At 68.8% G+C, this 19,509-nt stretch carries 15 protein-coding genes; 13 read left to right on the forward strand and 2 right to left on the reverse strand.

Annotated elements, in window-relative coordinates; all coding sequences use genetic code 11:
* Positions 1-34 precede the first annotated feature (34 nt).
* The gene (locus ACWD0F_RS18670) at positions 35-787 is read left to right on the forward strand and encodes a metallophosphoesterase (protein WP_449876954.1); all 753 of its coding nucleotides are present in this window, start codon (positions 35-37) and stop codon (positions 785-787) included.
* Here ACWD0F_RS18670 and ACWD0F_RS18675 read toward each other — a convergent pair.
* Complete coding sequence (locus ACWD0F_RS18675) at positions 774-4,175, reverse strand: alpha-L-arabinofuranosidase C-terminal domain-containing protein (RefSeq protein WP_449876956.1); 3,402 nt, start codon at positions 4,173-4,175, stop codon at positions 774-776. The genes ACWD0F_RS18670 and ACWD0F_RS18675 overlap by 14 nt on opposite strands.
* A gap of 252 nt (positions 4,176-4,427) precedes the next feature.
* On the opposite strand from ACWD0F_RS18675, the gene ACWD0F_RS18680 reads away from it, so the two are divergent.
* The 12 genes from ACWD0F_RS18680 (at position 4,428) to araA (ending at position 19,146) form a co-directional block, all read left to right on the forward strand.
* Positions 4,428-5,420 (forward strand): LacI family DNA-binding transcriptional regulator, encoded by a 993-nt coding sequence (locus ACWD0F_RS18680; protein WP_449877342.1) that lies wholly within the window; start codon positions 4,428-4,430, stop codon positions 5,418-5,420.
* Positions 5,421-5,498: 78 nt separating this feature from the next.
* Complete coding sequence (locus tag ACWD0F_RS18685) at positions 5,499-6,482, forward strand: ABC transporter substrate-binding protein (protein WP_449876958.1); 984 nt, start codon at positions 5,499-5,501, stop codon at positions 6,480-6,482.
* A 114-nt stretch (positions 6,483-6,596) separates the two neighbouring features.
* Positions 6,597-8,051 (forward strand): sugar ABC transporter ATP-binding protein, encoded by a 1,455-nt coding sequence (locus ACWD0F_RS18690; protein WP_449876960.1) that lies wholly within the window; start codon positions 6,597-6,599, stop codon positions 8,049-8,051.
* Positions 8,048-9,061 (forward strand): ABC transporter permease, encoded by a 1,014-nt coding sequence (locus ACWD0F_RS18695; RefSeq protein WP_449876962.1) that lies wholly within the window; start codon positions 8,048-8,050, stop codon positions 9,059-9,061. The genes ACWD0F_RS18690 and ACWD0F_RS18695 overlap by 4 nt, the downstream gene beginning before the upstream one ends.
* 5 nt (positions 9,062-9,066) lie before the next feature.
* Positions 9,067-10,041 carry a galactofuranose ABC transporter, permease protein YjfF gene (gene yjfF / locus ACWD0F_RS18700; protein ID WP_449877344.1) on the forward strand — a complete coding sequence of 325 codons (975 nt, stop codon included), beginning with the start codon at positions 9,067-9,069 and terminating at the stop codon, positions 10,039-10,041.
* A 195-nt stretch (positions 10,042-10,236) separates the two neighbouring features.
* Positions 10,237-11,355 carry a multiple monosaccharide ABC transporter substrate-binding protein gene (gene chvE / locus ACWD0F_RS18705; protein ID WP_449876964.1) on the forward strand — a complete coding sequence of 373 codons (1,119 nt, stop codon included), beginning with the start codon at positions 10,237-10,239 and terminating at the stop codon, positions 11,353-11,355.
* 146 nt (positions 11,356-11,501) lie between these two features.
* Positions 11,502-13,037, forward strand: coding sequence for a multiple monosaccharide ABC transporter ATP-binding protein (gene mmsA / locus ACWD0F_RS18710; RefSeq protein WP_449876966.1), 1,536 nt, complete (start codon positions 11,502-11,504; stop codon positions 13,035-13,037).
* On the forward strand, positions 13,037-14,296 hold the full coding sequence (gene mmsB, locus ACWD0F_RS18715) for a multiple monosaccharide ABC transporter permease (RefSeq protein ID WP_449876968.1): 1,260 nt from the start codon (positions 13,037-13,039) through the stop codon (positions 14,294-14,296). Before mmsA ends, mmsB begins: the two co-directional genes overlap by 1 nt.
* Positions 14,297-14,360: 64 nt before the next feature.
* Positions 14,361-15,347, forward strand: a complete 987-nt coding sequence (locus ACWD0F_RS18720; RefSeq protein ID WP_449877346.1) for a LacI family DNA-binding transcriptional regulator — start codon at positions 14,361-14,363, stop codon at positions 15,345-15,347.
* Positions 15,348-15,356: 9 nt separating this feature from the next.
* Positions 15,357-17,039, forward strand: coding sequence for a ribulokinase (gene araB, locus ACWD0F_RS18725; protein ID WP_449876970.1), 1,683 nt, complete (start codon positions 15,357-15,359; stop codon positions 17,037-17,039).
* Complete coding sequence (locus ACWD0F_RS18730; protein ID WP_449876972.1) at positions 17,036-17,695, forward strand: L-ribulose-5-phosphate 4-epimerase; 660 nt, start codon at positions 17,036-17,038, stop codon at positions 17,693-17,695. The genes araB and ACWD0F_RS18730 overlap by 4 nt, the downstream gene beginning before the upstream one ends.
* Positions 17,692-19,146 carry an L-arabinose isomerase gene (gene araA, locus ACWD0F_RS18735; RefSeq protein WP_449876974.1) on the forward strand — a complete coding sequence of 485 codons (1,455 nt, stop codon included), beginning with the start codon at positions 17,692-17,694 and terminating at the stop codon, positions 19,144-19,146. The genes ACWD0F_RS18730 and araA overlap by 4 nt, the downstream gene beginning before the upstream one ends.
* Here araA and ACWD0F_RS18740 read toward each other — a convergent pair.
* Positions 19,143-19,487, reverse strand: coding sequence for a PLDc N-terminal domain-containing protein (locus ACWD0F_RS18740; RefSeq protein WP_449876976.1), 345 nt, complete (start codon positions 19,485-19,487; stop codon positions 19,143-19,145). The two genes, araA and ACWD0F_RS18740, sit on opposite strands and share 4 nt — an antisense overlap.
* Between the last annotated feature and the right edge of the window lie 22 nt (positions 19,488-19,509).

Raw genomic sequence — 19,509 nt, forward strand, 5'->3', positions numbered from 1 at the left:
TGGGTGGGCTCGACGAACGCGGAAGGACCTCATCATGATCGTGATCGCGCACCTGAGCGACATCCACATCGGCGCCACGGCCCGGAGCATCGACCGGGCGGACGCCGTCATGCGTTACCTGGACGCGCTGCCCGGCGACCTCGACGCCGTGCTCGTCACCGGGGACATCGCCGACCACGGGCTCGCCGAGGAGTACGAGCAGGCCCGCAAGCTGCTCACCTCGCGCCACCCCGTCCTGGTCGGCCCCGGCAACCACGACGTGCGCGCGGAGTTCCGCAGGAGCCTGCTGGGCGAGGACCCGGCGCCCGGCCCGGTCAACCAGGTGCTCCGCACCGCCAAGGCGGTCTACGCGATGTGCGACTCCTCCATCCCCGGCGAGAACGCCGGCCACCTGGAGGACGAGACGCTCACCTGGCTCGAAGGCGTGCTGGCGGAGAGCGACCTGCCGGTGTTCGTGGCCTTCCACCATCCGCCGGTGCTCCTGCACAGCCCGCTGATCGACGGCATCCGGCTGCACCGGCACGAGCGCCTGGAGGAGCTGGTCGCCGCGCATCCGAACGTGCCGGCCGTGCTGGTGGGGCATGCCCACACGGCCGCCGCGACGACGTTCGCCGGCCGGCCGCTGCTGGTGGGGCCGGGGGTGGTGTCCACTCTGACGTTGCCGTGGGAGGGCGGGACCACGTTCGGCACCTGCACCGACTACGACCTGCCGCCGTCGATCGCGTTCCACGTCCTCGACGGCGGCGGGCGGATGACCACCCACTATCGGGTGATCAACGTTCGGTGAGCTCCAGGAAGGTGACGGAGTTCGCCGGGAAGTCGTAGGTGAAGGCCGAGGCGAACCCGTTCATCCGCTGCTCCACCGGCGCGACCTTGTCCGGCTCGGAGACGGTGTTCGTGTCGGACGGCGAGCCGGTCAGCGAGGTCACCGTGGCGGACGGGCGGACGCGGGCGGAGCCCAGGTCCACGCTGCCGCGCACGGCGGTGTCCTGCGCGTTGACGACCTTGAGCGTCACGGACTTCCCGTCCCTGGACACCACCTGGTAGAGCGGCTCGACCACGGCGCTGTCCACGAACGCGTTGACCTGCTGCCCGTCCAGCCAGGTCGTGATCTTGCGGCCGCTGACCTCGACCTTGAGCCGGTAGTCGCGGCCGGTCTCGACGGTGGTGGCGGAGGTGGCGATCGAGGACTTGCCGCCGTTGACGGCCTTCTCGATGGCGGACTGGGTGTTGTTCCAGCCGCCGACGTTCCACCAGTAGTAGGTGCCGGTGTCCCGCACGCCGAACATCACCAGGAAGCCCTCCGCCCCCGCGGTCTTGCGGGCGGTCACCTCGATCGTGTAGTTCGACCAGTCGGCCGAGCCCGCCGTGGACGTGGCGTTCTCGACCTGGGCCGTCTGCGCGTACACCCCGTCCTGGACCGCCCAGGTGCCCTGGCCGGGGGTCCACCGGCCGGCGCCCGCCGAGAAGTCGTCGGACAGCAGGTCGGTCCCGTCCGCCGCCGTGACCGACACGTCGTCGTAGGTGACCGCCGTGTTCCACGCGCCGAGCCCGACGCCGCCCGAGATGTCCTCGACGGGCTTGACCTCGCCCTCGAACGTGCTCGGCAGCACCCGGTCGCCGACCTTCGTGGAGAACAGGCGCTGCACGTGGTAGCTGGGGGAGCCGTACGCCTGGTCGTTGTCGAACCAGATGAGGTCGGGCGTCCAGTTCACGTAGTCCACGTTGGACAGCAGCGGCGCGTAGGAGGCCAGCTCGACGACGTCGGAGTTGCGCTCAAGACCCGTCATGTACGACGCCTCCGACAGCGCGTTGTACAGGGTGTTGCCCCGGGAGGCGTACTCGCCCACGAACACCTTGGGCCCGCCGCGGTCATAGGAGTCGTAGCGGTGGTTGTTGGCCAGGAACCAGTCGGGGTTGTTGTAGTAGTGCTCGTCGACCAGGTCGGCCCGCTGATCGCGGGCGAACTGCCACATCCGGTCGAACCAGGAGCCCTGCGACGTCTGCCCCGAGTTGCTGATGATCTTGATGGCCGGATGCTCGGCTCTGATCGCGTCCGCGAACTTCGGATAGTTCGTGAAGAACTCGGGATAGATCTCCTCGTTGCCGAGCCCGATGTACTCCAGCCCGAACGGCTTCGGATGCCCGAGCGCCGCCCGCTTCTTCCCCCACTCCGACGTCACCGGCCCGTTGGCGAACTCGATCAGGTCGAGGGTGTCCCGCACCCACCTGGCCAGTTCGGCCTCGTCGGTCAGCGGGCGGTTCTCGCCGCAGCCGTTCACGCCCACCGACAACACCGGCAGCGCCTCGGCGCCGACGTCCTCGGCGAACTGGAAGTACTCGTAGTAGCCCAGGCCGTACGTCTGGTTGTATCCCCAGAAGTTGGCGTTCGTGGGACGGGACTCGACCGGGCCCAGCGTCTCCTTCCACTGGTAGATGCGCCGCCGCTCCTGGGTCTCCGCGTAGGGGTCGTAGGTGCCGACGTTCGTCACGCAGCCGCCGGGGAACCGCAGGAAACGCGGCTTCAGGTCGGCGATCATCGTGGCCAGGTCCGTCCGCAGGCCGTGTCCCTTGTAGGTGTCACGCGGGAACAGGGAGACCATGTCCAGGTCGGTCCGCCCGGCCGGGGCCTGCACGACCAGCCGCCCGGCGTCCGTGCTGCCCGAGGCGGTGAACGAGGCCCGGTACTTCGCCCAGCCGCCGGCCTTGACCCGCAACGTCGCCCGGCCGAGCACCGTCGTGCCGTCCTCCGCGGTGACGGTCAGCGGGCCCGCGGCCGAGCGCCTGGCCCACAGCGTCAGGTCGTACCGTTCGCCCGCCTTCAGCGGCAGGCCGCGGTTGAAGCCGGCGTTGCGCACCCCGGCCGTGCCGTCGCCGGTCACGTCCAGGCGCAGGTAGTTGCGGTTGGCGGCGTTCAGCGGCTCCTCGCCGGTGACCGCCAGCGTGGCGGTGCCGCCGCGCTCGTCCTCGCTCCACGCGGTCAGCCCGGTGTAGGCGCTGTTGTCGGTGGCGTTGAACTCGAACGAGCGGTTCTGCACCAGCTCGGCGTAGAGGCCGCCGTCCGCGGCGTGGTTGATGTCCTCGTAGAACACGCCGTACAGGTCGGGGCTGACCTTGGTGCCCTTGGCCTTGGTGTCCACGGTCAGCTCGCCCGAGGTGTAGCCCTCGATCCGGAACGTGGCCGGCTCCGGCCCCATGACCAGCCTGCCGTCGCCGATCGCCACGTACTGGCCGCCGGAGGCGAGCGTGACCTTGCCGCCGCCGGCGTCCTTGATCTGGAAGACCGACGCGGTCCCGCCCAGGCGCACCTTGCCGCCGGAGACTCCCACCGCTCTGCCCGTCGCGACGTCCTTCAGTGTCACGCCGTCGCCGCTCACGGCCGCCGTGAGGGCGAGGCTGGTCATCGACGCCTTCGCCGAGGCCCGCAGCGCCCCCGACGCATCGGCCGACAGGTACGGCAGCGCCCCCGCCCGCAACGTGAACGGCCCCTCCGGGACCACCGCCGCGCCCTCGCTCGCCTTGATCGCGATGTAGTCGAAGCTCGCCCGCATGGAGGTGCCGTTCTGCGCCGAGAGCCCGAACAGCCCGAGCTGCTTGACGTCGATGCTCGCGGTCATCGCGGAGGCCCGCACCCAGGCCGAGCCGTCCCAGTAGGAGGAGACGAACTCGTCGCCGGTCCGCGCCAGCTTGAGGATCTCGCCGGCCGACCCCGGCCGGGCCGCGAAGCCCGAGCTGAACGCGGCCCCCACCTCGGTCGCCGTCTCGATCACCGGCCCCCCGGCGAACCCGACGTGGGCCAGACCGGCGCGCACGTAGTTGTCCCAGTCCTGCCAGGCGAGCAGGCCGGCGCTCTGGTAGTCGAGCGTGACCGGCGCGCTGAGCTTGGTGACCACCTCGAAGTCTCCGTCGGGGATGTCCACGAAGAAGAGGTTCCTGGCGGTGTTGGTGGCCTGGTGGGTGTCGCCGGCGAGCGTGTCCAGGTTGAGCGCGCCGCCTGACAACGACCAGCGGGAGTCGTCGGGCGAGAGCACCGTCCACTTCTCGCCGAGGGTGGTGCCGTCGAACTGGTCGACGACGGCGCCTTCGGGGATGGGATCCGCCGCCGCCGCCGTGGCGGCCGGCATGGCGACCAGTGACCCCGCCAGGAGCAGGGCCGATAAGGCGATTCGCGACATGAGTGGGGGGCTCCTCAAGGGTTGTTAGCGTTAACAAGGAAGTGAGCGTTAACAACGGCGATTCGCGACCAGTTAAGGACTGCCCGGGACCCCACGTCAAGGGCCCGCCCGCGGGAGATCGGCGAAGAATCCGCGTAACCCGACCGTAATGCGGCGGGCCTTGACGAGACCGGTTGTTAACGTTCACAGTCGTGCCCAAGCCAGGAAAGGAGCACGGCCGTGGGATCCAGCCTGGGGCGCCGCCTGCCGGTCATGGCCGATGTGGCCAAGGAAGCGGGCGTGTCGCACCAGACCGTCTCCCGCGTGCTCAACGATCATCCCAACGTCCGCAGCGAGACCCGCGCCCGCGTGCTCCTAGCGATCGACAAGCTCGGCTACCGCCGCAACCTCGTCGCTCGCGCCCTGGTCACCAAGCACTCCAGAACGCTCGGAGTGGTCAGCTTCGACACCACGCTGTACGGCCCGGCCAGCACCGTCTACGGCATCGAGCAGGCGGCCAGGTCAGCCGGCTACTTCGTCAGCATCGTCAGCCTCAAGTCCATCGACAAGGCCGGCGTCCGCGACGCCCTCGACTACCTGGCCGACCAGGGCGTGGACGGCATCGTCGTCGTCGCGCCGCAACGTTCGGCCGCGCAGGCCCTGGCCGACCTGCCGCACGGCATCCCCACCGTCGCCGTCGAAGGCGGCGAGGCGGGGGAGGTGTCCGTGGTCTGCGTCGACCAGAGGGCGGGCGGCCGGCTCGCCACCGAGCACCTGCTGTCGCTGGGCCACGAGACGGTCTGGCACGTCAGCGGCCCCTCCGACTGGCTGGAGGCCGAAGGGCGCGTGGCCGGCTGGCGGGCCGCGCTGGAGCGGGCGGGCCGCGAGGTGCCGCGACCGCTCGCCGGGGACTGGAGCCCGCGCTCGGGATACGAGGCGGGGCGCAGCCTGGCGAGCATGAAGGACGTGACCGCGGTCTTCGTCGCCAACGACCAGATGGCGCTGGGCGTGCTGCGGGCGTTCACGGAGCAGGGGGTGAGAGTGCCCGAGCGGGTGAGCGTGGTCGGTTTCGACGACATCCCCGAGTCGGAGTTCTTCTCGCCGCCGCTCACGACCATCAGGCAGGACTTCGGCGCGGTGGGCAGACACAGCATCGAGGTGCTCGTACGGCAGCTCGAAGGCGGTCCGCAGGACCGGGAACGGCTCGTGGTGCCCCCGGCGTTCGTGGCCCGGGCCAGCACGGCCGGGACCGGACACAACAGTTAGGGGCCTTGCGGGGAAGGCAGGCAGCGCTGGCCGCCCCATCAGGGTTGTTAGCGTTCACATGAGAAGGGAACCCCCCACGTGTTAAAGAGGATCTCGGCTTTGGTGCTCGCCGGGCTCACCGCGATGTCGATGACGGCATGCGGCAGCAGCAGCGGCAGTGGCGGCAGTGGCAGCGGTGGCGGTGACGCGATCACCATGGGCTTCTCCCAGGTCGGCGCGGAGAGTGGCTGGCGGACCGCGAACACCAAGTCCGTGCAGGACTCGGCGAAGAACGCGGGCGTCACCCTCAAGTTCTCCGACGCCCAGCAGAAGCAGGAGAACCAGATCAAGGCCATCCGCTCCTACATCCAGCAGAAGGTGGACATCATCGCCTTCTCGCCGGTGGTGGAGTCGGGCTGGGACACGGTGCTCAAGGAGGCCAAGGACGCGAAGATCCCGGTCATCCTGACCGACCGCGCCGTGGACTCCAAGGACACGACCCTCTACAAGACCTTCCTGGGCTCGGACTTCATCGAGGAGGGCAAGAAGGCCGGCCAGTGGCTGGTGGAGGAGTACAAGTCCGGCACCGACAAGGTGAACATCGTCGAACTGCAGGGCACGACCGGCTCGGCCCCGGCCAACGACCGCAAGGCGGGCTTCGCCGAGGTCATCAAGGCCGACCCGAAGTTCAGCATCGTGGCCTCGCAGACCGGCGACTTCACCAGGGCCAAGGGCAAGGAGGTCATGGAGGCCTTCCTGAAGTCGACCCCGGACATCGACGTGCTCTACGCGCACAATGACGACATGGGTCTGGGCGCGATCGAGGCGATCGAGGGCGCGGGCAAGGTGCCCGGCAAGGACATCAAGATCATCACTGTGGACGCCGTCAAGGACGGCATGCAGGCGCTCGCCGACGGAAAGATCAACTACATCGTCGAGTGCTCGCCGCTGCTCGGCCCGCAGCTCATGGACCTGGCCAAGAAGGTCCTCAAGGGCGAGCAGGTGCCGAACCGCGTGGTGACCGAGGAGACCACGTTCACCGAGGACCAGGCCAAGCAGGCCCTGTCCACCCGCCAGTACTGATCCAACGACCGGGCCGGCCCACGCGACCGGCCCGGTCGCCGCCTTTAGGGGGCAATGATGGCCTTACCTGCTCCGGTCTTGACGATGAGTGGGATCGGCAAGCAGTTTCCGGGGGTGAAAGCCCTGGATGGCGTGGACCTGCGATTATTGCCGGGCGAGGTGCACGCGCTCATGGGAGAGAACGGCGCGGGCAAGTCCACCCTGATCAAGGTGCTCACCGGCGTCCACCCCGCCGACGCGGGCACCGTCGAGCTGGCCGGCGCGCCCGTCGCGTTCGGCAGCCCCCTGGAGGCGCAGCAGGCCGGCATCAGCACGGTCTACCAGGAGATCAACCTCTGCGCGAACCTCTCGGTGGCGGAGAACATCTTCATCGGCCGCGAGCCGCGCCGCTGGGGCCGCATCGACTGGAAGCGGATGCGGGACAGGGCGGGCGAGCTGCTGTCGCGGCTGGAGCTGAGCCTGGACGTGTCCGCGCCGCTGTCGTCGTACTCGCTGGCCATCCAGCAGATGGTCGCCATCGCGCGGGCGATCGACATCGACGCCCGCGTGCTGATCCTCGACGAGCCCACCTCCAGCCTGGACGCGGACGAGGTCCAGCAGCTCTTCCGGGTCATGCGGCGGCTGAAGGAGGAGGGCATCGCGATCCTCTTCGTCTCCCACTTCCTCGACCAGGTCTACGAGATCTCGGACCGCATGACGATCCTGCGCAACGGCCGGCTCGTCGGCGAGTATCCGACCGCGCGGCTGCCGCAGGTCGAGCTGGTCGCCAAGATGATCGGCCAGGAGCTCGCCGCCCTCGAACGCATCCACGGCGAGGCGAAGGTCTTCGACCGGCCGCTGATCGAGGCGCGCGAGCTGGGCCGGGCCGGGGCCGTCGAGCCGTTCAGCCTGACCATCCACGAAGGCGAGGTCGTCGGCCTGGCCGGGCTGCTCGGCTCCGGGCGTACGGAGATCGCGAGACTGCTCTTCGGGGCCGACCACGCCGGCACGGGGGAGATCGCGATCAGCGGGTCGCCGGAGTCGTTGCGCACGCCGCGCGCGGCCATGACGCACCGGATCGCGTTCTGCTCGGAGAACCGCAAGGAGGACGGCCTCATCCCCGACCTCACCGTGCGCGAGAACGTCATCCTGGCCCTGCAGGCCACCAGGGGCTGGACCAGACCGGTGCCGCGCGATCAGCAGGACGAGCTGGTGGCCAGGTACATCAAGGCGCTGAAGATCAGCCCGCCCAACCCCGAGCACCTCGTGCGCAACCTCAGCGGCGGCAACCAGCAGAAGATCGTGCTGGCGAGATGGCTCATCCTGGAGCCCCGGCTGTTGATCCTCGACGAGCCCACCCGGGGCATCGACGTCGGCGCGAAGACCGAGATCCAGCGGCTCGTCGCGGAGTTGTCCGACGGCGGCATGGCCGTGCTGTTCATCTCCGCCGAGCTGGAGGAGGTGTTGCGGCTCAGCCACAAGGTCGAGGTGCTGCGCGACCGCCGGCTGGTGGCCGAGCTGCCCAACGACGACGAGCTGACCACGGACGTGCTCATGGAAACGATCGCGAGCGGAGGCCGGGCCTCATGAGACGGCTGCTCTGGCCGGCGGCGGTCCTGGTGCTGCTGCTGGCGCTCAACGTGTTCTTCACCCCGAGCTTCTTCTCCATCCAGGTCAGGGACGGCCACCTGTACGGCAGCCTGATCGACATCCTGCGCTTCGGCGCGCCGCTCATCCTGGTCTCGCTGGGCATGACCCTGGTCATCGCCACCGGCGGCATCGACCTGTCGGTGGGCTCGGTGGTGGCGATCTCGGGCGCGCTGGCGTGCCTGCAGATCAGCCAGGACGCCGGCGTGTTCACCGCCGTGGCCCTGGCGCTGGGGTTGTGCCTGGTGCTGGGGGCCTGGAACGGGTTCCTGGTCGCGGGCATCGGCATCCAGCCGATCATCGCCACGCTCATCCTCATGGTGGCCGGGCGCGGCCTGGCCCAGCTCATCACCGACGGCCAGATCATCACCGTCAACAGCCCGGCGTACAAGGTGATCGGCGGCGGCTACTGGCTGACCGTGCCGTTCGGGATCCTGATCGTCATCGCGGTGCTGGCCGTCACCACGTTCCTGACCAGGCGGCTGGCGCTGGGCATGCTGATCGAGTCGGTCGGCGGCAACGCCGAGGCCAGCCGGCTGGCCGGCATCAGGTCGCGCGGGATCATCATCATGGTCTACGCCTTCGCCGCCCTGTGCGCGGGCGTCGCGGGACTGATGATCAGCTCGAACGTCTCCAGCGCCGACGGCAACAACGCCGGGTTGTGGATCGAGCTGGACGCCATCCTGGCGGTCGTGATCGGCGGCACGTCGCTGGCCGGTGGCCGTTTCTCCCTCGGCGGCACCGTGCTGGGCGCGCTCATCATCCAGACGCTGACCACGACGATCTACTCGATCGGGGTGCCGCCGGAGACCACGCTGCTGTTCAAGGCGCTGGTCGTGACGGCGGTCTGCCTCATCCAGTCGCCGTCGTTCCGCGAGAAGGTGTTCCGCGCGCGCGGGCGGCCGGCTCCGCCCAGTCCGGCGGCCGAGGAGAAAGTGCGGGTGACCCTGTGACCACGATGACGCTGGGCCGGACGGCGGTGCCCGCCAAGTACCTGCCGGTGCTGGTGACCGGGTGCCTGTTCCTGGCCATGTTCGTGGTGGGCGGCATCCGCTACGAGGGGTTCGCCAGCGGGCAGGTGATACTCAACGTCTTCATCGACAACGCCTTCCTGCTGGTGGTGGCGGTCGGGATGACGTTCGTGATCCTCACCGGGGGGATCGACCTGTCGGTCGGCTCGGTGGTGGCGCTGTCGACGATGATCTCGGCCAGCCTGATGGCGGGGCCGGGGTGGCCGCCGTACCTGGTGGTGCCGCTGGTGCTGGCCATCGGGTCCGGGCTGGGGCTCGTGATGGGCTACATCGTGCACGCCTTCGACATCCAGCCGTTCATCGTGACGCTGGCGGGCATGTTCCTGGCCAGGGGGCTGTGCTACACGATCGGGACGGACTCGATCCCGATCGAGGATCCCACGTTCACGGCGTTCGCGCAGACCAGGATCGACCTTTTCGCGGATCTGTGGATCTCACCGAGCGTGACCATCGCCGTGATGGTCGTCATCGTGGCGGCGTACGTGCTGCACTACACGCGGCTGGGCCGCTCGGTCTACGCCACGGGTGGCAGTGAGCAGTCCGCGCTGCTGATGGGGCTGCCCGTGGGGCGCACGAAGATCACGGTTTACACGATCAGCGGGTTCTGCTCGGCGCTCGGCGGGGTGCTGCTCTCGTTCTACATGCTCTCTGGCTACGGCCTGCACGCGGTGGGCATGGAACTGGACGCCATCGCGGCCGTCGTGATCGGCGGCACGCTGCTGACCGGCGGAACCGGCTTTCTGCTCGGCACCGTGCTCGGGGTGCTCGTGCTCGGACTGATCCAGACGATCATCAGCTTCGAGGGCACGCTGTCGTCGTGGTGGACCAAGATTTTCATCGGCCTGTTGCTCTTCGTGTTCATCCTGCTGCAGCGGCTGTTCTCGGCGCGTACACGCCGCTGACCTGCGGGAAAGTTACCCGAAAGTTTCCGGCAGGTTATGTCCAACCGTTGACATAGACTTTGTTAGCGATAACAATCGGGCGGAAGCTAACGCGAATTATGTTCGGTTTCGTCACGTTCGGTGATCGAATCCGTCGCTCTACCGGCAGTCGCCGCGCCCTCAGCGCTGCCGCGTTCCCCATCGCAAGGAGATGACATGAGGTTGGGACGAATCGGGGGCGCGGTGTCCATCATCGCGCTCGCCGTGACCATGACCGCCTGCGGTTCCGCGGAGAAGACGGTGGACACGCAGTCCTCCGCCTCGGCCGCCGCCGGCAACGCCGGCGCGCTGATCGGCGTGACCATGCCGACCAAGTCGTCGGAGCGCTGGATCCACGACGGCGACAACGTCAAGCAGCATCTGGAGAAGCTGGGCTACAAGGTCGACCTCCAGTACGCGGAGAACGACATCCCCACCCAGGCCAACCAGATCGAGAACCAGATCACCAAGGGCGCCAAGCTCCTGATCATCGCCTCGATCGACGGCACCGCGATCACCTCGCAGCTCCAGCAGGCCGCTGACGCCAAGATCCCGGTCATCGCCTACGACCGGCTGATCCGCAACAGCCCGAACGTGGACTACTACGCCACCTTCGACAACGCCAAGGTCGGCGTGCAGCAGGCCACCTCCCTGGTCAAGGGCCTCGGCATCGAGGACGGCAAGAAGGGCCCCTTCAACGTCGAGTTGTTCGGCGGCTCGCCCGACGACAACAACGCCACCTTCTTCTGGGAAGGTGCGATGACGGTGCTGAAGCCGAAGATCGACGACGGCACGCTCGTGGTCAAGAGCGGCCAGACCGACTTCAAGACCGCCGCGATCCTCCGCTGGGACCCGGCCACCGCGCAGAAGCGCATGGAGGACATCCTCACCAAGAGCTACACCGGTGGCGCCAAGGTCGACGGCGTGCTGTCCCCCTACGACGGCCTGTCCATCGGCATCCTGTCGGCGCTGAAGAGCTCCGGCTACGGCACCAGCGGCCAGCCGTACCCGGTCGTGACCGGCCAGGACGCCGAGCTCGCCTCGGTCAAGTCGATCATCGCGGGTGAGCAGTACTCCACCATCTTCAAGGACACCCGCAACCTCGCCGAGCAGACCGTGAAGATGGCCGACACCGTGCTCAAGGGTGGCAAGCCCGAGGTCAACAACACCAAGGACTACGACAACGGCAACAAGGTCGTGCCGTCGTTCCTGCTCGACCCGGTGATCGTCGACAAGGACAACTACCAGGAAGTCATCGTCGGCGGCAACTACTACACCGAGGACCAGCTCAAGTAGGGGCGTTCCCCGGGGGCGGACGTCCCCGGGGGCTTTCCCGGCCTAACAAGAAACCTGCCCATCAGCCTGCCGCCCCACCGATGTGCCCGGCCAAGGCCGTAGCGGCAGTCCATTTCGCAGGTTTCTCATTAGTGAGCGAGGGGTATATGACCGAGCACATCTTGCGGATGAGCGGGATCACCAAGACCTTCCCCGGCGTCAAGGCGCTGCAGGACGTCACCTTGTCCGTCCGGCAGGGCGAGATCCACGCGATCTGCGGCGAGAACGGCGCCGGCAAGTCGACGCTGATGAAGGTGCTGTCCGGGGTCTACCCGCACGGCGACTACGAAGGTGAGATCACCTTCGAGGGGCAGCGCTGCGAGTTCGGCGGCATCCGCGACAGCGAGCACGCCGGCATCGTCATCATCCACCAGGAGCTGGCGCTCAGCCCGCAGCTCTCGATCGCCGAGAACATCTTCCTCGGCAACGAGCGCGCCAAGCGCGGCTTCATCGACTGGAACCGGACCAACTACGAGGCCGCCGCGCTGATGAAGCGGGTCGGCCTGCGGGAGAACCCCACCACCCCGATCGCGGACATCGGCGTGGGCAAGCAGCAGCTCGTGGAGATCGCCAAGGCGCTGTCGAAGGAGGTCAAGCTCCTCATCCTCGACGAGCCGACCGCCGCGCTCAACGACGACGACTCCGCGCACCTGCTCGACCTGCTGCGCGGGCTCCGTGACGAGGGCATCACGTGCGTGATCATCTCGCACAAGCTGAACGAGGTCATCGCCATCGCCGACTCCGTCACGATCATCCGGGACGGCCGGACGATCGAGACGCTGGACATGGCGGCGGACCACGTCAGCGAGGACCGGATCATCTCCGGCATGGTCGGACGCGCCCTCGACAACCGCTTCCCGCCGCACGAGCCGACGATCGGCGACGAGGCGCTGCGGATCGAGGACTGGACGGTCTTCAGTCCCAGCCAGCCCGGCCGGAAGGTGGTCGACGGCGCCGCCCTCATGCTGCGCCGCGGCGAGATCGTGGGTCTGGCGGGTCTCATGGGCGCCGGGCGCACCGAGCTGGCGATGAGCGTGTTCGGGCGTACGTACGGCGTGCACATCTCCGGCAAGGTCTTCAAGGACGGCAAGCCGATCGAGATCCGCAACGTGCAGGACGCCATCAGGCACGGCCTCGCCTACGCCACCGAAGACCGCAAGAGGTACGGACTCAACCTCATCGAGGACATCAAGCGCAACATCAGCGCGGCCGGGCTCAAGGGCCTGGCCAGGCGCGGCTGGGTGAACGAGAACGAGGAGTACAAGGTCGCCGAGCAGTTCCACAAGAGCATGAACATCAAGGCTCCCAGCGTCAACAGCGTCGTCGGCAAGCTGAGCGGCGGGAACCAGCAGAAGGTCGTGCTCTCCAAGTGGATCCTGACCGAGCCGGACGTCCTCATCCTCGATGAGCCGACCCGGGGCATCGACGTCGGCGCCAAGTACGAGATCTACACGATCATCAACCGCCTGGCTGACGAGGGCAAAGCGGTGCTGGTGATCTCTTCTGAGTTGCCTGAGCTGCTCGGCCTGTGCGACCGCATCTACACGCTTTCCGAAGGTCGCATCACCGGCGAGGTGCCCCGCAAGGACGCCACGCAGGAGAACCTCATGCACCTCATGACCAAGGGACAGGAGTCGCTCTGATGAGCAGCATCACGCCCGCCGACGTGGAGGTCGGCGCCAAGGGCGACGGGGGAGGGCCACGCCGGCCGGGCCGGGTGTCGTTCGGCGGTCTGTCGCTCAACCTGCGCTCCAGCGGTATCTACATCGCCTTCGCGCTGATCGTCGTGCTGTTCACGGTGCTGACCGACGGCGCGATGCTCCAGCCGCAGAACATCTCGAACATCATCGTCCAGAACTCCTACGTCCTGATCCTCGCGATCGGGATGATCCTGGTCATCATCGCCGGGCACATCGACCTGTCCGTCGGCTCGGTGGTCGCGGTCACGGGAGCACTGTCCGCGGTGCTCATGGTCAACATGGGTCTGCCGTGGCCGGTCGCGCTGCTGATCACCTTGATCGCCGGCGCGCTCATCGGAGCCTGGCAGGGCTACTGGATCGCCTACTTCGGCATCCCCGCGTTCATCGTGACGCTGGCCGGCATGTTGCTGTTCCGGGCGCTGACCCTGACCGTCCTGGGCAACCAGGGCATCGGCCCGTTCCCCGACCAGGTCCGCACGCTGGCCAACGGCTTCACCAACGGCTACCTCGGCAACATCGGCCTGGGCCCGCTGGGCGGCGCCGACCTGTTCAGCCTGCTGGTCGGCGTCGTCGCCATCGCCGGCATGTGGACCGCGCAGTGGCGCACCCGCAACGCGCGCTCGGGTTACGGCCAGTCGGTCGAGCCGATCGCGCTGTTCGCGCTGAAGATGCTGGCCGGGGCCGCGCTGATCCTCTTCCTCGTCGTGCAGCTCGCCCGCTTCAAGAACCTTCCGTGGGTGCTGGTGCTGCTCGCGGTGCTCGTGCTGGCGTACTCGCTGATGGCCAACCGCACGGTCTTCGGCCGGCAGATCTACGCCATCGGCGGCAACCTGCAGGCGGCCGTCATGTCCGGCGTGAAGGTCAAGTCGGTGGTCTTCTGGATCTTCGTCAACATGGGCGTGTTGTCGGCCATCGCCGGCATCATCTTCGCCGGCCGGCTCAACCAGGCCGGCCCCACGGCCGGCAACAGCTTCGAGCTGGACGCCATCGCCGCCGCCTTCATCGGCGGTGCGGCCGTCCAGGGCGGTGTGGGTAAGATCGTCGGCGCGATCACCGGTGGCCTCATCATGGCGGTCATCAACAACGGCATGTCACTGATCGGCTCGCCCAGCGAGCGCGTCATGCTCGTCAAGGGCGCCGTGCTCCTCGCCGCGGTCGCCTTCGACGTCTGGACCAAGCGCAGGGCGGGCGCCACGCGTTGATCCGAGACCCCTGAGCCCAGCGAAAGGAGAGACCGTGACGATCCCCAAGCGCCGCCTGCCGGTCATGGCCGACGTGGCCAAGGAAGCGGGAGTGTCGCACCAGACGGTCTCCCGGGTGCTCAACGACCATCCGAACGTGCGGGCCGACACCCGTGCCCGGGTGGAGGCGGCGATCACCCGGCTGGGCTACCGGCGCAATCTCGTCGCCCGCGCCCTGGTCACCAAGCGATCGAGGACGCTCGGCGTGGTCAGCTTCGACACCACGCTGTACGGCCCCGCCAGCACGATCTACGGCATCGAGCAGGCGGCCAGGACCGCGGGCTATTTCGTCAGCATCGTCAGCCTGAAGTCGATCGACGCCGCCAGCGTGCGCGACGCCATCGACTACCTCGCCGAGCAGGGCGTGGACGGGGTCGTGGTGGTCGCGCCGCAACGCTCGGCCGCCCGCGCGCTGGAGAGCCTGCCCGCGGGCATGCCGGCGGTGGCGGTCGAGGGCACCGCGCGCGCCTCCGACGTGTCGGTGGTGTGCATCGACCAGATCGAGGGCGCCAGGCTGGCCACGCGGCACCTGCTGGAGCAGGGCCACGAGACCGTCTGGCACGTCAGCGGCCCGTCCGACTGGCTGGAGACCGAAGGCCGGCTCAAGGGCTGGCGGACCGCGCTGGAGGAGGCGGGCCGGCCGGTCCCGGAGCCGCTGGCCGGCGACTGGAGCCCGCGCGCCGGCTACGAGGCGGGCAAGAGCCTGGCCTCGATGGCCGGGGTCACGGCGGTCTTCGCCGGCAACGACCAGATGGCGCTGGGCGTGCTGCGCGCGCTCAGCGAGGCGGGCGTGCGGGTCCCCGGCCAGATCAGCGTGGTGGGCTTCGACGACATACCCGAGTCGGAGTTCTTCTCGCCGCCGCTCACCACGGTGCGGCAGGACTTCGACGTGGTGGGCCGGCACTGCATCGAGGTGCTGCTGCGGCAGATCGAGGCCGGACCCGCCGTGTACGAACGCCTGGTCGTGGCGCCCAGCTTCGTGGTCAGATCAAGTACCGCACCTGCCCGGTAGATGATGGGCATGCCCCCGGACAAACCCCTGGAGCGAAATGTGAACGCTAACAACTACGTGGTAGGAGTGGACTTCGGCACGCTGTCGGGGCGTGCCGTGGTCGTCCGCGTGAGCGACGGCGCCGAGCTGGGCAGCGCCGTCCACGAGTACGCCCACCGCGTCATCGAGACCACGCTGCCCGGCTCCGACGTGCGGCTGGGCCCCGACTGGGCCCTGCAGTCGCCGCAGGACTGGATCGACGTGTTGCGGATCGCCGTGCCCGGGGCGCTCGCCGCCGCCGGGGTCGCGCCCGCGGACGTCATCGGCGTCGGCACCGACTTCACCGCCTGCACTGTGCTGCCCACCACCGCCGGTGGCACGCCCCTGTGCTTCGAGACGCCCGAGCTGCCGCACGCCTGGCCGAAGTTGTGGAAGCACCACGCCGCGCAGCCGCACGCCGACCGGATCAACGAGCTGGCCGCGCGCCGCGGGGAGAGCTGGCTGCCGCGCTACGGCGGCAAGATCTCCTCCGAGTGGGAGTTCGCCAAGGGCCTGCAGGTCCTGGAGGAGGCCCCCGACGTGTACGCCAGGGCCGAGCGCTGGATCGAGGCCGCCGACTGGATCATCTGGCAGCTCACCGGCGTCGAGAGCCGCAACATCTGCACCGTCGGCTACAAGGGGATCTTCCAGGACGGCGGCTACCCGTCGGAGGAGTTCCTCGCCGAGCTCAACCCGGGCTTCGCCGGATTCGCCGGCAAGCTGGCCACCGGTGTGGTCGGCGACGAGGTCAACGGCACGACGCTGGCGCCGCTGGGCGGCCTCGCCGGGCGGCTGACCGGCCAGGCCGCCGAGTGGACCGGCCTGCCCGAGGGCGTCGCCGTGGCCGTCGGCAACGTGGACGCCCACGTCACCGCAGCCGCAGCGGACGCCGTCGGCCCCGGCCAGATGGTGGCCATCATGGGCACCTCCACCTGCCACATCATGCCCAGCGACCAGCTCGCCGAGGTGCCCGGCATGTGCGGCGTCGTCAAGGACGGCATCGTGCCCGGCCTGTGGGGCTATGAGGCGGGGCAGTCGGCGGTCGGCGACATCTTCGCCTGGTTCGTGGACAACTTCGCGGCCGGCTCCGACCACGAGCGGCTCACCGAGCTGGCCGAGAAGCAGGCCGTCGGCCAGCACGGCCTGGTCGCGCTGGACTGGTTCGGCGGCAACCGCTCGGTGCTCGTGGACCACAACCTGTCCGGTGTGATCATCGGCCAGACCCTGGCCACCAAGCCCGAGGACGTCTACCGCGCGATCATCGAGTCGACCGCGTTCGGCGCCCGGATGATCGTGGAGACGTTCGAGAAGGCCGGCGTGCCGGTCGAGGAGTTCGTCGTCGCGGGGGGTCTGCTGAAGAACGCCTTCCTCATGCAGGTCTACTCCGACGTGCTGCGCCGCCCGCTGTCGGTGATCGGCTCCGACCAGGGCCCGGCGCTCGGCTCGGCGATCCACGCGGCCGTCGCCGCCGGGGCCTACCCGGGCATCGCGGAGGCCGCGGCCGTGATGGGCAAGCGCACCGAGGCCGCGTACGTGCCGGACGACGCCCGCGCCGACGCCTACGACCGGCTCTACGCCGAGTACCGCAGGCTGCACGACTTCTTCGGCGACGGACGGATGCTGCACACGCTGCGCGCCATCAGGAACGAGGCCCGCGAAGGAGTGGGGGAATGAGCACAAACATCAGAGAGACGGTCGCCGATCTGCACGCCGAGCTGGTCCGGTACAACCTGGTGGTCTGGACGGCGGGCAACGTGTCCGGCCGGGTCCCCGGCGAGGACCTGTTCGTGATCAAGCCGTCCGGCGTCTCCTACGACGAGCTGACGCCGCAGAACATGGTCGTCTGCGACCTCGACGGCAACCTCGTCGAGGGCGAGCACGCGCCGTCCAGCGACACGGCCGCGCACGCCTACGTGTACCGCAACATGCCCGAGGTGGGCGGCGTGGTGCACACCCACTCGACCTACGCCTCGGCGTGGGCGGCCCGCGGCGAGGCCATCCCGTGCGTGCTGACCGCGATGGCCGACGAGTTCGGCGGCGAGATCCCGATCGGCCCGTTCGCGCTGATCGGCGACGACTCGATCGGCCAGGGCATCGTGCAGACGCTCAAGGGCCACCGCTCGAAGGCACTGCTGATGCGGAACCATGGGGTGTTCAGCATCGGCAAGGACGCCAAGTCCGCGGTGAAGGCCGCCGTGATGTGCGAGGACGTGGCCCGTACGGTCCACGTGGCCCGTCAGCTCGGCGCCCCGCTGCCCATCCCGCAGGACGACATCGACCGCCTGTACGACCGCTATCAGAACGTCTACGGACAGAGGAGCCCGCGTTGAACATCTGGTTTCTGACCGGCAGTCAGGGACTGTACGGCGAGGACACGCTGCGCCAGGTGGCCGAGCAGTCCCAGCGGATCGCGGAGCAGCTTCCCGTGCCGGTGGTGTGGCAGCCCGTGCTCACCGACGCCGCGGCCATCAGGCGCATCATGCTGGAGGCCAACGCCGACGACGAGTGCGCCGGCGTGATCGCGTGGATGCACACCTTCTCCCCGGCCAAGATGTGGATCGCCGGGCTCGACGCGCTGCGCAAGCCGCTGCTGCACCTGCACACGCAGGCCAACGTGGAGCTGCCGTGGGGCTCCATCGACATGGACTTCATGAACCTCAACCAGGCCGCGCACGGCGACCGCGAGTTCGGCTTCGTCCAGACCCGCCTGGGTGTGCCGCGCAAGACCGTGGCCGGGCACGTCAGCGACCCGGCCGTGGGCGCGCGCGTCGAGAGCTGGGTCCGCGCCGCCAGGGGCCTGGCCGAGGTGCGCACGCTGAAGCTGGCCCGCTTCGGCGACAACATGCGCGACGTGGCCGTCACCGAGGGCGACAAGGTCGAGGCGCAGTTGCGCTTCGGCGTCTCCGTCAACACCTACGGGGTCAACGACCTGGTCGAGGTCGTGGACGCGGCCTCGGACGCCGACGTGACGGCGCTGGTCAAGGAGTACGCCGAGCAGTACACCGTCGCCCCCGAGCTGCTCGGTGAGCGCAACGAGTCGTTGCGCTACGCGGCCAGGATCGAGCTGGGCCTGCGCGGTTTCCTGGAGGCGGGCGGCTTCAAGGCGTTCACCACCAACTTCGAGGACCTCGGCGGCCTGCGCCAGCTCCCGGGCCTGGCCGTGCAGCGCCTGATGGCCGACGGTTATGGCTTCGGCGGCGAGGGCGACTGGAAGACCTCGGTGTTGTTGCGGACGCTGAAGTCGATGGCGCCCGGCGGCACCTCCTTCATGGAGGACTACACCTACCACCTGACGCCCGGCGAGGAGCTGATCCTCGGCGCGCACATGCTGGAGGTCTGCCCCTCGATCGCGGCGGGCACGCCGTCGTGCGAGATCCATCCGCTGGGCATCGGCGGCAGGGAGGACCCGGTCCGGCTGGTGTTCGACGCCGAGCCCGGCCCCGGTATCGTCGTCGGCCTGGCCGACATGGGGGACCGGTTCCGGCTGGTGGCCAACGAGATCGACATCGTCACGCCGTTGCAGCCGCTGCCCCAGCTGCCCGTGGCCCGCGCGGTCTGGAGCCCCAGGCCGAACCTGCGGACCTCCACGGAGTCGTGGCTCACCGCCGGGGCCCCGCATCACACCGTGCTGTCCAAGGTCGTGGGCCGGGAGGAGCTGACCGACTTCGCCGACATGCTCGGCGTGGAGCTGCTGGTCATCGACGCCGACACGACGACCGAGCGGTTCACCAAGGAGCTGCGCTGGAGCCAGGCGTACTACCGCCTGGCCCAGGGGCTCTAGTCCTCGGACGGCTTCTTGGGGGCGTTCCTGCGCTGCTCCTCCGCCCGCTCGCGGCAGCGGCGCAGGAACTCCTCGTCGTCATCGGGATCGGTGGCGGCGAACCGGCCCGGGCGCTCGTACTCGGGGAAGGCGCTGGGCCGCGTGGTCGCCGGGGCCCGCTGCGGCCTGCCCGCGACCAGCCAGATGACGGAGCCGACCAGCGGGAACAACAACACGATGACCACCCAGACGATCTTGGGCAGGTTTCTGCAGAGCACGTCGGGCGTGGTGATCACGTCGAAGAGGCAGTAGAGCCACAGCACGAGCGTCACCAGGCCGACGACCTCGGACAGATAGAGCACGGCACACCTCCGTCAGCGGCAT

It is taken from the genome of Nonomuraea sp. NPDC002799, from assembly GCF_053592075.1.